Origin of the sequence: Bordetella sp. N, assembly GCF_001433395.1 — a bacterium.
Taxonomy (GTDB): Bacteria; Pseudomonadota; Gammaproteobacteria; order Burkholderiales; family Burkholderiaceae_B; genus Bordetella_C.
The window spans coordinates 916111-931207 of the sequence record NZ_CP013111.1 but is presented as its reverse complement, the minus strand read 5'-3'; the positions used below and the strand labels follow the sequence as shown (position 1 = coordinate 931207).

Sequence of the window (15097 nt, the reverse complement as noted above, 5' to 3'; positions counted from 1 at the left end):
GCTCGCGCTTGGGCAAGGCAGGCGCTTCAGGCGATGGAAGCGCGGTAGATGCCTTCAATGGCGCCATCCAGGGCGCTGTTGAACGCTTCGTCGGACTGCTTCGCGCTGAGGCCTTCCGTCAGGGCGCGGCTGAAGCTTGCGATGACACCCGGATTGCGCGACAGGCGAGCATTGGCTTCGTCCCGGTCGTAGCCGCCCGACAGCGCGACGACGCGCACGACGCGCGGATGATCGACCAGTTCCTTGTAGTACCCGTCGACGTTGGGCAAGGTCAGTTTGAGCATGACTTGCACGTCGCTGGGCAGCGCGTCCAGGCGCTTCAGGAAACCTTGCTTTAGCAGCACTTCGGCCTGTTCCTTGTCCGCCGCCTTGATGGAGACTTCCGGTTCAAGGATGGGAATCAAGCCCGCGGCGAAGATCTGGCGACCGATCTCGAATTGCTGGTCGAGCACGGCATCGATGCCCTTTTGATTGGCGCCGTTCACCACCGACCGCATCTTCGTGCCGAAGATCTTCTTGGCCACCGCGCGCTTGAGCAGCGCGTCCAGGCCCGGGATCGGCTTCATCAACTGCACGCCGTCGGCTTCGTCAGCCAGGCCCTTGTCGACCTTCAGGAAAGGCACGACCTGCTTGCGTTGCCATAGATAGTCGGCGGCATCCAGGCCGTCGAACTGGCGGTCCATCGTTTGTTCGAAAAGGATGGCGCCCAGTACACGGCGGCCGTCGAAGGCCGGGCTGGTGACGATGCGGGTGCGCATGGCGTGGACCAGGTCGAACATCTGGGCTTCGCCGCTGTATTCCGATTCTTCCACGCCGTAGAGCTTCAGAGCCTTGGGGGTGCTACCGCCACTTTGGTCCAACGCGGCAATGAATCCTTTGCCATCCGCGATCTTGCTAAGTTGTTCTTGATTCATTAAATGCCTCTTCAATATTCGACGTTGAACGATTCTGCCCGGCCACGTGCTATCCCGCGTTGGACGAATGCGGACCTGGTGTGCCGGGGTACCCTGAACCATAACGGAAAATTGTCGTGCCAAGGCCCCGGTTCAGGTCATTGAAGACCTAATAATGGTTTCAAAAGCGCATTAATCCACCTGGAGGCTGGTCGGGATGCCAAACGCGTGCATGATGGCCCACCGTCAGCCGTCTCTCGCTCATCGCATCGCCCCCTTGCCCGGTGTCATCCATGGACATCGGCCCTGGACCGCGCTGTGCGTTAGCGTCCGGTTGAGAAACTTTGAAATCACAGTCACAGTTTATAACGGCGCCCCGTTCAGGCTTTGTTCGCCGAGACGCCATAACGCGGGGCGGGTTTCGCGTTGGCGAACTTCGGGGCGAGCGCCCGACGATCTGCTTCCCAGCGCGTCCAATCGCCGCCGTCCTGCAGCGTCGGAATCGTGACCAGCTCGCCCTGGTCCAGACCGATCAGCGCGGCATCCACCAGGTCGTCCGCGGTCATCGTGCTGGCGGCTTCCTTTTGTTTGGCGTAGCCCGCCACATCCCAGAACTCCGTGGCAGTCGCCGCCGGCAGTACGGTCTGGATACGCACGCCTTTTTCGGCCAGGTCGCGTTGAAGCGCGTGACCGAAGCTCAGGACATAGGACTTCGAAGCGCTGTACACACCGTTGAGCGCCTCGACGGCAATAGCGACCGCCGAGCTGATGTTGATGATGGTGCCCGCCCCCCTGGCGACGAACCCAGGCGCCACGGCGTAGGTGAGTCGGGTCAGCGCGGTAATGTTCAGATCGATCATCGCCTCCATGGCGTCGACGTCGCTGTTGAGCACCGACGCCACCGAGCCGACGCCGGCGTTGTTCACCAGCAGGGTAATACGCTCGTCATCCCGCAGCAGGCGCTCGACGTTCGACAGGCTGGCCTTGTCGTTGAGATCGGCGACGGCGGGGGTCACTGAGCGGCCGGTTTCGGCGGTCAGCCGATCGGCCAGGGTCTTTAGCCGGTCGGCGTTGCGGGCGACCAGGATCAGGTCGTAGCCGCGCCTGGCCAGGCGGTCGGCGTACACGGCGCCGATTCCAGCGGATGCGCCGGTGATCAGGGCGGTTCCTTTGGGCGGATGGGTTGAGGAAGTCATGAGTGGTCTCTCTTTCGTCAGGTTCACCCGGCACGGCGCCGGGGATTGGCTGGAATTCTGATCTTCCTCGCCCGCATCCGAAATGACATAGATGCAATGATTTCGGCCATAATCCCGGAATGCCACCGTGGGAAACAGCCATGCACGCCATCGGACTCGCCGTCTACCCGAACTTCCAGGCCCTTGGGCTCGCCGTCGCCAGCGTCTTCGAATACGCGAACCTGTATCGCGGCGAACAGGCGTATCACTTCCGCCTGGTTTCTGAAGAAGGCGGCCCGGTGATGACGTCCCAAGGGTTTTCCGTCAACACAGACCGACTGCGGGATTCGACCTACGACACACTGATCGTGGCAGGTGATAACGACGGCCAACTTCCCGCCGCCAGCCTGCTCGACTACCTCCGTCACGCATCGACCGAAAGCCGGCGCATAGCAGCGATTTGCACTGGCGCTTTCGTCCTTGCGGCAGCAGGGTTGCTCGATGGAAAGCGAGCCACTACCCATTGGCGGCATGCGCAAGATTTCAGAAAGCAATACCCGAACGTATTGCTCGATGAAGACCGGATTTTCGTGGTGGATGGATCCGTGTGGACGTCCGCCGGCATGACCGCCGGAATCGATCTTGCGCTGGCGATCGTCGAGCAAGACCTGGGGCTGGAAACCGCTCGCGCCGTCGCGCGCAAGCTCGTTGTCTACCATCGGCGCGGCGGAGGACAATCGCAGTTCTCAGCCCTGTTGGAGTTGGATGCGAAGTCCGACCGGGTGCAGATGGCGCTGGCCCACGCCAAAGCACATCTTGGCAGCAAGCTGTCGGTTGAATCCCTGGCCGACGTGGCACGATTGAGCCCCCGCCAGTTCAGCCGCCTGTTTCGCGAAGAGACCGGACAGTCGCCGGCCAAGGCGGTCGAGCGGCTGCGCGTGGAAGCGGCGCGGCTGATGATGGAGACTACGCGACACCCTATCGAAGTCATCGCGCGCGAGACGGGATTTGGTGACCGGGAACGCATGCGGCAAGCGTTTCTACGGGCATTCGGGCAATCGCCGCAGGCGATGCAAAGAAGCGCTGGAAGAGAGGAAAGCGTTTTGTGAACGCTCACGCCTTGCCCAGTGCTGACCTTCGCTCAGCGCCGCCACCCTCATGCCGATCGATCCTGTCCTTGGCTTCCTCCACGGACAGCGTATCCGGATGCGCAATGCCGTTCTTGACCGCCAGAATTTCGGCCATCACGCTGACGGCGATCTCCGCGGGCGTCCTGCTGCCGATATAGATTCCGATAGGCCCGCGCAAGCGTTTCAAGGTCGCCTCGGTTTCGTCAAAATACTGAATCATGCGCGCGCGCCTTGCCTGGTTGTTGCGCCTCGACCCGATCGCCCCGACATAGAAAGCCGGGCTGTGCAAGGCTTCGAGCAATGCGAGATCGTCCAGCTTGGGATCGTGACTGAGCGCAATGATGCAACTACGCTGGTCCGGCCGAAACGCGACGACGGCGTCATCGGGCATATCGGCGACCCGTTGCACACCAGACACCGACCATGAGCCCATGTACTCGGACCGCGGATCGCACACGGTCACCTGGAATCCATTGAACAAGGCCATCGTCGACAAATATTCGGCCAGGGCGCCAGCCCCGATCAAAAGCATGCGATAGCCAGGTCCAAACGTATTTATCAGCGACTCCGAATCGAATTTCAGCGCCTCAGGCACGGACGCCGCCGTCAGGGTGACAGCACCGCTGGCCAAGGCCAAGGTTCGGCACACCAGTTCCCCTCGATCCAGGCGTGTCACCAGCGTCTCCAGCGCGGCAAGCGACGGACGAAATTCCAGCAATAGCTCCAGCGTTCCTCCACAGGGCAGGCCGAAGCGATGGGCTTCATCGGCGCTGACCCCGTAGCGAACGAGTTCAGGCCTTGCAGCGGGAATACCTTGCCCACCCAGGGACTTCGTGTACCGCGCAATCAAGTCATCTTCGATGCACCCACCGGATACGCTACCCACGGCAAGGCCGTCGTCCCGCAACACCATCATTGCGCCGGGCGGACGAGGCGAGGAACCCCAAGTCCGCACGACGGTCGCAAGCACTACCGAATGGCCGCTCGCGGACCAGTCGCGAGCAGTCCGTAACACCATGACGTCTATGGAATCCATGGGGAAGCACCGCTAGACAACATCGAAAGACGTGATCGCCCGCCGGGCTCTTGCCTGAAGCATCAGTCGGGATCGGGGAGTATCCCGGCCGGCAAGCCCGCGCAGTAGTCATAGATATCACCGGGCCTGGTGAACCAGACATGCTGGCGCCGCGGATGATTGGCGATGTATTCCAGCGCTTTCCGTAACGCCCGCAGCCGGTAGGGCTGCCCCACGACCATGGCGTGCAGCGCAAGGCTGGCCACCAGCGGTTCCGTTTCACTCTGCTCAAGCATTTCATCGAACTGGTCGATAACCGCGCGCGTGAATTCGTCCGGACTTTGATGCCGCACCAACATGGCCGGCGAGTCGTTCAACTCGAAGGGATAAGGCACGGACATGATGCGGCCAGCGCGGGTCTTCATCCAGACCGGCTGGTCGTCGCCGGGCCAATCCATCACATATTTGAAGCCTGCTTCCTGCAGCAAGTCAGGCGTCACCTTGCTCACGGACATCCACGGCGCCATCCAGCCCGTAGGCGCCCGTCCCCAATGCTGCGCGATCTCATCGCGCACCTCTTCAATGAAACGCTTCTCGTCGCGCTCCCACATGCCTCCATGCCGCTCGGCGTTGGTGCGGCCGTGAGCGATCACCTCGTCGCCGCGCGCCTTAATGCGTTCCAGGATCTGCGGCGCATATTCGAAGAGCGTCGTGTTGATGTTGTGCGACGCCGGCAGGCCAAGCTTGTCCAGCATGTCGAAAATGCGCCAGATCCCGATCCGGTTGCCATAGTCAGTCCAGGCAAACGCCCGTTGGTCAGGCGCGGGCAGCGGTACCGACAGGGAATGCGTCAATCCCGCGCCAAAGGCGAAATGCTCGATGTTCACGCCAATGAAGAACGCCAGGCGCTTTCCCTCGGGCCACTCGTAGCGTGGGCGCTCCCCTATGGGGCGATAGGCGTAACGGCCGTGATGAGGAAGCAACATGATCCATCCTGTGCAAGATTGAAGATCCCCTCCCCGCCTCAAACGGAATGTGGAGGGACTGCGCGAAACGCTTCCGCATTGTACCAATTTTGGTTATTATTCCAATACCGCTACATTTTACGACTAATGGAATACCCCTAGTCATTCCTTGAAAGTCGCCCGTCGCGCATGTTGTCAGGCAGTCTTCTCCCTTTCGGAGTCCTCGGAGCGCATCATGAAACCCGGCCGCTTTGTTTTGTACGAGCCCACCTCCGTCGATCAGGCGGTGCTGATGCTCGCTGATGTCGCCGGCCAGGACGGCCGCATCCTCGCCGGAGGGCAGACGTTGGTTCCCGCCATGGCACTGCGCTTCGCGCAACCGGCCTACCTGATCGACATCAATCGCATCGAAGCCTTGGGGATCCTGGCCGCGGAGGCTGGCCACTTGCGGATACACGCGCGGGTCCGCCACGCCGCCTTCCATAAGCCAGTCGTCCCGGGGCCGCTAGGCGACCTGCTGAGTGACGTGGTCCAGCACATCGCCCACCTCCCGATCAGGACTCGGGGCACTTTCTGCGGCAGCATCGCCAACGCCGATCCAGCGTCCGAGTGGTGTCTGGTGGCCGTCGCGCTCGAAGCCATCATGCACGCACGCAGCCACGCGGATGGCGCACGGGAAATCGCTGCCTCGGATTACTTTCAGGGGTATATGAGCACCGCACTGCGGGCGGACGAACTGCTGGAGTCCGTACGGATTCCGCTTTTGTCAGCGGACACGCGTTGGGGCTTCGAGGAGTTCAGCCGCCGCGCCGGCGATTTTGCCCAGGCGATGGCGCTTGTCACACTACGTGCAGATGGCAACCGCGCCCGCGACGTGCGTATCGGCGTGGGCGGCGTCGAAAGCACGCCCCGCCGCCTGCGCGAGGCAGAGGCAATGTGCGAAGGCCGGGAACTGACATCGTCACTAATCAATGATGCGGCGGCCTGCGCAGCGGCGGCGGTGACCCCAATGGATACCACCGCACAGGAATGCAATTACCGGCGGGGCCTGGTGCGCACTGTCGTTGAACGGGCGCTTGGTCGTGCCCGGCCCCTGCCCGGCATCAGAGGGGATCACGCATGAAGATGAACGATATAGACGTCGTACTGGAAGTCAACGGCGAAGTCTTTCCCGTACGCGTGGAGCCGCGCCGCACTCTGGTAGACGCGCTGCGCGAGGATTGCGGTCTTACCGGCACGCATATCGGCTGTGAACATGGCGTATGCGGCGCCTGTACGGTGCTCGTCGACGGCCTGCCGGTGCGAGCCTGCCTGATGTTCGCCACGCAAGCGGATGGCCGCTGCGTCGAGACAGTCGAAGGGCTGGCGCAGGGCGGCGAACCGCATCCGCTGCAGCAGGCATTCATGGACCAGCATGCCCTGCAGTGTGGTTTCTGCACGCCGGGTTTTCTCATGCTGGCGCTCGGGGTGCTGAGGAACAATCCGGCTGCGTCGGACGATGAGATAAAAGATGCCCTCTCATCGAATCTGTGCCGCTGCACAGGTTACGTCAACATACTCGCGGCGGTGAAGCAGGCCCGCGCGTTATTGAGCAAGGGACAGGCATGAGCGGTCTCGAAGAACTCCAGCGGACGATTTCCGACCCGGCGGGCCTGACCGAGCATCCCGCCCCTCAGGATGCCGTGATCGGACTTTCCGTAGCGCGGCTGGAGGATCCCCCACTCGTACGGGGAGAAGGCAATTTCGCCGGCGACATCAATTTTCCTCGCCAGCTACATATGCGGGTGGTACGGTCGCAAGTCGCGCATGGGCGGCTCCTGGACGTCGATGTGCAGGAGGCGCTGAAACTACCTGGCGTGGTGGCGATCTGGACCGGCCGGGATGTGGCCGACATTCCTCCCATCCCCTTCCGCGCGACCAAGGTGCAAGGTCTGGAGCCCTACTGCCAGCACATACTGGCGCAGTCACATGTGAGGTATGTGGGAGATCCGATTGCAGTCGTGTTCGCGCGGGATGCCTATGTCGCGGAGGATGCGGCCGACCTGGTTGCACCGGAAATCGAAACGCTGACGCCTCTGATGGACGCCCGTGACACCCCGGGAGAATTCCTCCCTGGCCTGGACACAGAGCCGACCATTATCCGCAAGGGCTATGGAGATATCGAGGCAGCGTTCGCCGGCGCGTGGCGCACGGTCGAATTGCAACTGGACATCGGCCGCCACAGCGGTGTACCCCTCGAATGCCGTGGGGCCGTCGCGCGTTACGACGCCGGTCGCGACGTGCTGGAGATGTTCGGCGCGGCGAAGAAGTCCCACTGGAACCGCGACGAGATGGCCAAGATGCTGGGCCGATCTCCCGCCAGCATGCATTTGTACGAGGGCCATGTGGGGGGAGGTTTCGGTGTCAGGGGCGAAATGTATCCCGAGGACGTGCTGGTGTGCCTGGGCGCCTTGCGCTTGCGCAAGCCGGTGAAATGGGTGGAAGACCGGCGCGAGAACCTGCTGGCCACCAACCATTCGCGCGAGCAGTACCACCACATCAAGGCGGCGATCGACGAGTCGGGCCATATTCTGGGCATCAGCAACGAGTTCTTCCATAGCCAGGGAGGCTATGTAAGAACCCATGGTCCGCGTGTGGCCGACATGTCCGCCGGACTGCTGCTGGGCCCCTATCGCGTACCGGCCTACAAGGCCATCGGCCACTATCGGCTTACCAACAAGACGCCGGCCGCGACCTACCGCGCGCCCGGCCGCTACGAGACGACTTTCGTGCGTGAGCGGCTGCTGGATGCCGTCGCCCAGGCGGCGAACATCGATCCCATCACGGCACGCCGGCGCAATTTGATAGACAAGTCCGAGATGCCCTACACCCGCCCGCTGGACGCCCTGGGCGTGGACGTCGTGCTGGATTCCGGGGACTACGCTGGCCTGCTCGACAAAGCGCTCACACGCGTCGGCTGGGACCAGATCCAGCGTGACGCTCAACGGCGCCGTAGCAGGGGCGAACACGTCGGCATCGGTTTGGCGATGTTCGTCGAAAAATCCGGCCTGGGCCCCTCCGATCTGGTCCGCCTGACGATAGACCAGACCGGCACCATTGAACTCGTCACTGGCGCGGGTTCGGTCGGCCAGGGCATGGAGACCGCTCTGGCGCAGATCTGCGCCCACGAACTGGGCGCGGATTACCGGCGGGTGCGCGTCATCAAGGGCCGCACCGACCAGATTGAATTCGGCAATGGCGCGCACGCCTCGCGCGTGACGGTCATGTCGGGCTCGGCCACCCAGATCGCGGCGCGCAAGGTGCGTGCCAAGGCGATCGCGGCGGCAGCCCTGGCGTGGGACGTGGAAGCAGGCAGGCTGACGCTGCGCGACGGCGCGGTGCAATTCACCGACGCGGCCGACAGCAGGCGCATGACGCTGGCGGAAGCCGCCCGCTATTACCACCCCAGCCAGAAAACGAGCAATGGCCATGAGCCCGGCCTGTCCGCCGAGGGGTGGTTCTACAGCGAGCACATGAACTACCCGTACGGCGTGCATATCGCGCAAGTCCTGCTGGACGCCGGGACCGGCGGCATCAAGGTCGAGAAGTACCTGGTCGCCTATGACGTCGGACGTGCCGTCAACCCGAAGATGGTGGAGGGCCAGATCGTCGGCGGACTGGCTCAAGGACTCGGCGGCGCGCTGTACGAGCACTTCACGTACAGCGCGGATGGACAGCCGCTGTCGACCACCTTTGCTGACTACCTGATGATCACCGCCCACGAAATGCCCGAAGTCGACGTGCTGATCACGGAAGACGCGCCCAGCCCGCTCAACCCGCTGGGAATGAAAGGCGCCGGCGAAGGCGGCACGAACGCGGCCGGTGCGGCCATCGCCGCCGCGGTGGATGATGCCCTGCGCCAGCCCGGTGCGATCACGCGTTTGCCGGTCACGCCGCTGGACGTCTACGGCCGCCTCAATCCCATGCCGTCTTCTGCCTTCCGCGCGGACGACAACCTCTCCGATCGCCAGGACGATGATGGAATTCTCTAACAGCTTCGAAGTGTCCCTGCCACCCGAACAGGCATGGCCATGGCTCATGAACGTTGAATCCATGGTGCCTTGCATGCCAGGCGCCGAACTGGTCGAGAAGCGTGAAGATGGATCGTTCCAGGGGAAGATATCCGTGCAGCTGGGGCCAGTGCGCCTGGCCTTCGTCTGCGACGCCACGTTCGCGCAGGTCGACAACGCAGGCCACAAGGCGCAGCTGCGAGCCAGCGGCGCCGATGACAAGGGCCGGGGGACGGCCAGCGCGAATATCGGCTTCCGCATGCAGCCCAGCGCTAAAGGGTCCAAGGTCATTATCGACACGGACCTCCAATTGGTCGGCGCGGTCGCGCAATACGGTCGCGGGGCGGGGCTCATCCAGAACGTCGCCAATCAGATCATCTCCCAATTCGCCCGTAACCTGGAAAGCCGTATCGGCCAACTGAAGGCACACGCCGCGGCCACGGGAGAGGACTATCTGAGCCGGGCGGCTGCCTCCAGCGACGAAACGGTGCAGGCGACTGCCCCCCTGGCAGCTCCCGCGAGCACGAACACAAACACAAACAGGAACACGAGTACGCCCCCTCCCCTGGAGGAGCACGCCGCCCCGGCCACGTCCGCGGCAACCGAGGACTACGTCAATGGCTACAAGGCGGGCTATACGGAAGGCTTCCAGGCGGGGCACGCGGCCGGTTACGCAGCCGCGCTGCGGCTGGCCGGCGGATCAGGGCCAGCCGGCAGTCAAGCCCGCTCCCACGGCGCCCCGCCTCCTTTTCCGCAAGCCAAGCCCATCAGCGGCCTTTCCCTGTTCTTCTCATCGCTGGGCCAGACGATAGCCGGCTGGTTTTCCCGCCGCCGCCACTAAGCCGCCGCCATCGTTCGATCCTGATTTTCGGAGTCCAATCTTGTCCATCAGAAAAAACACTGTCCTGACGCTGCTCGATGATGGGCAGATGAAGGCCTTCTACGCCAGCGGTCATTGGCGTGACGAAACGATATATACGTCCGCGCTCCAGTACGCGCGTACGCAGCCCGACGAGCCTGCCATCCGCGACGGGCATCAACGGCTGACCTACGGCGAACTCATCGCCGCGGCGGATGCGTTCGCCGCGCGGCTTGCGGCGGCGGGGCTCACCGCCGGCGAGCGAGTCGGGCTTTGGACGTGCAGCCGCGTCGAGACCGCGATCGTCTGGTTGGCGTGCTCGCGCAATGGCTATACCTGCTGCCCGTCGCTGCACCGGGACCATACCGTGGAGGACGTCAACACCTTGATGACAAGGGTACGCGCTTCCGCTTTCATCGGAGAGGTGCAATGGGGCGCCGATGCGCATCGCCACGACATCTTTGCACGGCTCGCCGACCTCGATTCATTGAAATTGACAGTGGCGCTGGCGCCCGTCGGCACTGAAAGCACGGACAACCTCGTACACCCGCCGGCAGCGGCACCCGCAAGCCACGCCGCACCGTCGGCGGACCCGAACCGAATCGTCTACCTGGCGTTCACGTCCGGAACGACCGGCACACCGAAAGGCGTCATGCACAGCGACAACACGCTGCTGGCGAATGCTCGCACCATCGCGCGCGACTGGCACTTCGGCACGGACTCGGTGCTGTACACGATGAGCCCCCTGAGCCACAACCTGGGGCTGGGCGCCATGATCAGTGCGTTCGCATCCGGCTCGGAACTCGTCGTCCACGACCTTCCCAAAGGCGCGAGCCTGCTCGACCGCTTGCTGGAGACTGATGCGACCTTTGTCTTCGGCGTGCCGACACATGCGATCGACATGCTCAATGAACTGCGCCGCCGTGGCATGAAGACCGTCGGCAGGCTGCAGGGCTTCCGCGTTTCCGGCGCGGCCGCCCCGACCAGCGTGGTACAGGGCCTGCTCGAACACGGCGTCACGCCGCAAAGCGGCTACGGCATGACAGAGGCCTGCTCTCATCACTACACGCTGCCCACCGACGATCCCGCACTGATCGTTGGCAGTTCCGGCCGTGCTTGCTCAGGCTATGAGGTACGGATCTTCTCAAAGGACGATCCGGACATCGAACTGGCGCCCGGCGAAATCGGGCAGATTGGCGGGCGTGGAGCCAGCCTGATGCTGGGCTACTTCGATAATCAGCTGGCGACCGAGCAGTCATTCAACAAGGCCGGCTGGTTCATGACCGGCGACCTGGGCCGCATGGACGCCGCGGGATATCTCGTCATCACGGGCCGCAAGAAAGACCTGATCATCCGCGGCGGTCACAACATTTACCCGGCCAAGATCGAAGGGCTTGCCATGCAGCATCCGGCAATCGCCCGAGCGGCGGTGTTGCCTGTTCCCGATGACCGCCTGGGAGAAAAAGTATGCCTTGCGGTGATGTTCAAAGCCGGCAGCCAATGTACGCCCGAAGACATGTTGGCACACCTGGACCGTGCCGGACTGTCGCGTTACGACATGCCTGAATACTTCATCGCCTTGCCCGAGATTCCGCTCACCGCCAGCGGCAAGATCTACAAACGCGATCTGGCCGAAGACGTGCGTACGGGCAAGTTGGAAGTCATCCCAGTGCGCCACGGCGTCGTGGCCTAGGCGAACGTCATGACGGTGACCCTAAACACCGGCGCGCCGGCCTCCGACGCGTTGGACGCTCTGCGCAGAGAGCTTGCACATCCCCCCTTTCATGCCGTGCTGGCGCCGGAAGCGATAAGCGCGGACGCCGACCGGGGCGAGGTGCGGATACGCCTGCCCTACCAGGCCACCTTTCGCCGCGCAGCCGGTTCGGACGCCATCCACGGCGGCGTCATCGCCGCACTCGCGGACCTCGCGGCCCACGCCGCCGTTGCCGTTCAGATCGGTCGCATGGCGCCCACCATCGATTTGCGCATCGATTACCTGCGGCCCGCTCCTGGCCAGGATTTATATGCCAAGGCAAGCACGCTACGCGTAGGCCGTGCCGTCGCACGAGTGGACGTCGTCATCAGTGGTGCCGACACGCCGCCCTATGCCGTGGCACGCGGATCCTTCAGCACCTTGGCCCCAGAACCTGTCCGGAGTCCGTCATGAAAGCAGTCGTCATCCACGAATTCGGTGATATCGCGAGCCATCACGTCGAGGACACCGCGGACCCCATACCGGCCGACGACGAAGTGCTAATAGCAGTACACGCCACGGCCGTCAACTTTGTCGACACGCTGGTCGTGACAGGCACCTATCAGTTCCTGCCCAAGCGTCCCTTCTCACCCGGCAAGCTACCCGCCGGCATCGTCCTGGCCACCGGGGCCCGTGTGCAAAACGTTCGGCCGGGCGATCGTGTCCTGACCTTGGCCGAGCATGGTGGCTATGCCCAGAAGGCGGTCGCCAAGGCCCGGGATTGCTTCTTCTTGCCCGATGCCTTGTCATTCACGCAAGCCGCGGCCATGGCGCTGGCCTACGATACGGCCTGGTTCGCCCTGATGGACCGGGGGCGGTCGCAGCAGGGTGAAACCGTGCTGGTCCTGGGCGCCACGGGTGGCGTGGGCCTGGCCGCCGTCCAATTGGCGCGGGCCTACGGCCTGAAGGTTCTCGCGGGGGTGTCCGACCCAGCGAAAGCCGAGCTCGCACGACGCGCTGGCGCTGACGCCTGCATTGACCTGAGCGTCCCCGACTTGCGCGACCGGTTGCGTGACCAGGTCTACGCAGCCAACGAAGGAAAGGGCGCGGACATCGTGCTCGACCCATTGGGCGACAGATTCTTTGAGGCGGCGATCCGCGCGGTGGCGTGGTGCGGCAGGCTGGTCGTCATCGGCTTTGCCGCGGGCGCCATACCCACGTTGAAGGTCAATTACCTGATGTTGAAGAACATCGAAGTGAGCGGACTGCAGGTCAGCGACTACCGCAAACGCCGCCCGGATCTGATGCAACGTTGCATGGAGGAGATCTTCCGTCTGTATGGCGAGGGGCGGCTGCTACCGCTTCCCGTCGAAGAGGTCGGCCTTGAGCAGGCGATGGCTGCGCTGATCCGTGTCGCGACGCGCCAGGCGCGCGGGCGGGTGATCCTGACGCCCCAGGCGTGACCTTCAACCGCGTTCGAACGCACTGTGTGACGATGCCTCGTTTTTTTGCTTCCGTACAAATTCCGGCCCGGCGTTCCAGAATTGGATCGCATTGTACTATTCTGATTTTTAGCCGCCGAACAAGAACAACGCGGCTTGAGACGCGCGGAACCTGAGGAGAAAATCGGAATGCGTTACGAGGAAATCGGGCAACGAGTGAAGGCCTTTCGCCTGGCGTCGGGGCTCAGCGCAGATGAGGTCGCGCAGAAAATAGGCATTTCGCGCACTGCGCTATACCGGGTGGAAAAAGGCGAGATCGCCAAGATCGACACGCTTGAACGCCTGTCCGATCTATTGGAAGTATCCCTGCCTACTCTGCTGGGCGTCGGTATCGAGTACATGCCGTCGGCGGTCAGCTACTTCGAACGCACTCGCCAACTGGAAGAGACCGCCGATCAGATCATCGTTCTGGCCGGACCCGTATCCTTCCTGCTGGCGTCTGACGGCTTCGAGAAAGCGCTGCACACCTTGCTGGAAGAAAGCGTGCCCGGCGACGTGCCGCAGCGCCAGCGGCTTCTTGCCGATGTCACCAGCGTGCTCGACATCCTGCGCCAGCGCAAGGAGGCTTATCGCCGCCGCCGACCGAATATCGTGAACCTCGTCTCGGCCGACCAGATCGCCCGCTTCCTCAACAATGGACTGATGGGGAAGCCCGACCTGCCGGACGTCGTCCGCCGTGAGCGCCATACACTCGCCCGCGGGGAAATCGAACATCTCGCCGCCCTGATCGAAGCCGATGATCTTGGCGTGCAGATCGGCCTGGTCACCGACACCCTGCCGATGAACGGCTTCCAGATATTCCGACAGGCCGACCGCAGCACCTTGACCATCAGCCCCTTCCGCTTGGGCGAGCAGCCCAATATCCGCGTGGGTGTCGCCATGGCGACTTCCGCGCCGGAAGCCCTGAAGCTGCATCACAAGATCGTCACCGACGCCTGGCGTACCGCCATGAAAGGCCCCACGGCGGCAGCTTATCTGCGGGAGCTCTTAAGCGCCGATACGTCTGCTCCCACGACCCGCTCCCCCCGCCGTCCGGAAGCAAAAACCAAAGCGGTTTGACCGTACGCCGGACGGCAGCGCTACACAAGGAAATATCGTGACCGAACCTAGAACTGTCGTCCAGCAATTGGTAACCGCCAATCTGATCCTTGCCAACGAGGGTGTCCTCGACGCCTTTGGGCACGTCAGCGTACGCGATCCCGACCAGCCGAATCAATTCCTGCTGTCCACGTCCAAAGCACCTGAACTGGTGGTGGCGCAAGACATCATTTCTTACGGCCTCGATTCGGAGCCCGTCGCGCCGCCCACCGCCGCGCTGTATGCGGAGCGCTATATCCATGGGGAGATCTATCGCGCGCGGCCCGATGTGCTGGCCATCTGCCACCATCACAGCCCGGCGGTCCTGCCCTTTTGCGTTGCCGGCAAGCCCCTGGTGCCGGTGTACCAACACGGCGCCATGATGGGCGCGCACGTCCCGTTATGGGACAGCCGCGACGACTTCGGCGATACCAACCTGCTGGTCGTCAATTCAGAACAAGGCGCTTCGCTCGCGCGCTCGCTAGGTGATGCGAAGATGGTGCTGATGCGCCACCATGGCGCCACCGTAGTCGGCGCCGACCTGCAGGAACTGGTGTTCCGCGCGGTGACCGCCTGCAAGAACGCCGAGTTCCTGTATCGCGCTTTGGCGTTGGGCGCGGTCGAAGGGCTCACGGCGGGAGAAGTCGAAAAGGCGGCCAGGGTACCGCCAATGGCGATGGCCCGCGCCTGGCAGTTGTGGGCGGGCCGCGTCGCCTGACTCAGGCCTTCGTCCGGTCTG

Annotated in this window: 14 protein-coding genes; 10 read left to right on the top strand and 4 right to left on the bottom strand. The window is 63.3% G+C overall.

Annotation, left to right across the window (positions count from 1 at the left end; genetic code table 11):
- Nucleotides 1-26: 26 nt before the first annotated feature.
- Together ASB57_RS04025 and ASB57_RS04020 are read right to left on the bottom strand one after the other, a co-directional pair.
- Nucleotides 27-914, bottom strand: a complete 888-nt coding sequence (locus ASB57_RS04025; RefSeq protein WP_057650764.1) for a fructose bisphosphate aldolase — start codon at nucleotides 912-914, stop codon at nucleotides 27-29.
- Between the two features lie 359 nt (nucleotides 915-1273).
- Nucleotides 1274-2089 carry an SDR family oxidoreductase gene (locus ASB57_RS04020; protein WP_057650762.1) on the bottom strand — a complete coding sequence of 272 codons (816 nt, stop codon included), beginning with the start codon at nucleotides 2087-2089 and terminating at the stop codon, nucleotides 1274-1276.
- Nucleotides 2090-2229: 140 nt separating this feature from the next.
- On the opposite strand from ASB57_RS04020, the gene ASB57_RS04015 reads away from it, so the two are divergent.
- Nucleotides 2230-3177, top strand: a complete 948-nt coding sequence (locus ASB57_RS04015) for a GlxA family transcriptional regulator (protein WP_057650761.1) — start codon at nucleotides 2230-2232, stop codon at nucleotides 3175-3177.
- Between the two features lie 4 nt (nucleotides 3178-3181).
- On the opposite strand, the gene ASB57_RS04010 is transcribed toward ASB57_RS04015, so the two are convergent.
- Nucleotides 3182-4234: an XdhC family protein gene (locus ASB57_RS04010; RefSeq protein WP_057650758.1), complete on the bottom strand. Its 1053-nt coding sequence runs from the start codon at nucleotides 4232-4234 to the stop codon at nucleotides 3182-3184.
- 62 nt (nucleotides 4235-4296) lie between these two features.
- Entirely contained in the window at nucleotides 4297-5199 is a 903-nt protein-coding gene (locus ASB57_RS04005) for a polysaccharide deacetylase family protein (protein ID WP_057650756.1), read from the bottom strand.
- A 214-nt stretch (nucleotides 5200-5413) separates the two neighbouring features.
- On the opposite strand from ASB57_RS04005, the gene ASB57_RS04000 reads away from it, so the two are divergent.
- The 9 genes from ASB57_RS04000 to ASB57_RS03960 all read left to right on the top strand — a co-directional run bounded on the left by ASB57_RS04000 (nucleotide 5414) and on the right by ASB57_RS03960 (nucleotide 15076).
- Nucleotides 5414-6301, top strand: coding sequence for a xanthine dehydrogenase family protein subunit M (locus ASB57_RS04000; RefSeq protein WP_057650753.1), 888 nt, complete (start codon nucleotides 5414-5416; stop codon nucleotides 6299-6301).
- A 2-nt stretch (nucleotides 6302-6303) separates the two neighbouring features.
- On the top strand, nucleotides 6304-6786 hold the full coding sequence (locus ASB57_RS03995) for a (2Fe-2S)-binding protein (RefSeq protein ID WP_057655899.1): 483 nt from the start codon (nucleotides 6304-6306) through the stop codon (nucleotides 6784-6786).
- The gene (locus ASB57_RS03990) at nucleotides 6783-9209 is read left to right on the top strand and encodes a xanthine dehydrogenase family protein molybdopterin-binding subunit (protein WP_082621355.1); all 2427 of its coding nucleotides are present in this window, start codon (nucleotides 6783-6785) and stop codon (nucleotides 9207-9209) included. Before ASB57_RS03995 ends, ASB57_RS03990 begins: the two co-directional genes overlap by 4 nt.
- Complete coding sequence (locus ASB57_RS03985) at nucleotides 9193-10068, top strand: SRPBCC family protein (RefSeq protein WP_197424945.1); 876 nt, start codon at nucleotides 9193-9195, stop codon at nucleotides 10066-10068. Before ASB57_RS03990 ends, ASB57_RS03985 begins: the two co-directional genes overlap by 17 nt.
- A 40-nt stretch (nucleotides 10069-10108) precedes the next feature.
- A complete protein-coding gene (locus ASB57_RS03980) occupies nucleotides 10109-11779 on the top strand; it encodes a class I adenylate-forming enzyme family protein (protein ID WP_369822794.1) in 1671 nt (556 codons plus the stop codon).
- 9 nt (nucleotides 11780-11788) lie between these two features.
- Nucleotides 11789-12253, top strand: coding sequence for a PaaI family thioesterase (locus ASB57_RS03975; protein WP_057650749.1), 465 nt, complete (start codon nucleotides 11789-11791; stop codon nucleotides 12251-12253).
- Entirely contained in the window at nucleotides 12250-13242 is a 993-nt protein-coding gene (locus tag ASB57_RS03970; RefSeq protein ID WP_057650747.1) for an NADPH:quinone oxidoreductase family protein, read from the top strand. The genes ASB57_RS03975 and ASB57_RS03970 overlap by 4 nt, the downstream gene beginning before the upstream one ends.
- A 168-nt stretch (nucleotides 13243-13410) precedes the next feature.
- A complete protein-coding gene (locus ASB57_RS03965) occupies nucleotides 13411-14340 on the top strand; it encodes a helix-turn-helix domain-containing protein (RefSeq protein WP_057650745.1) in 930 nt (309 codons plus the stop codon).
- Between the two features lie 37 nt (nucleotides 14341-14377).
- Nucleotides 14378-15076, top strand: coding sequence for a class II aldolase/adducin family protein (locus ASB57_RS03960; protein WP_156414057.1), 699 nt, complete (start codon nucleotides 14378-14380; stop codon nucleotides 15074-15076).
- Nucleotides 15077-15097: the final 21 nt, after the last annotated feature.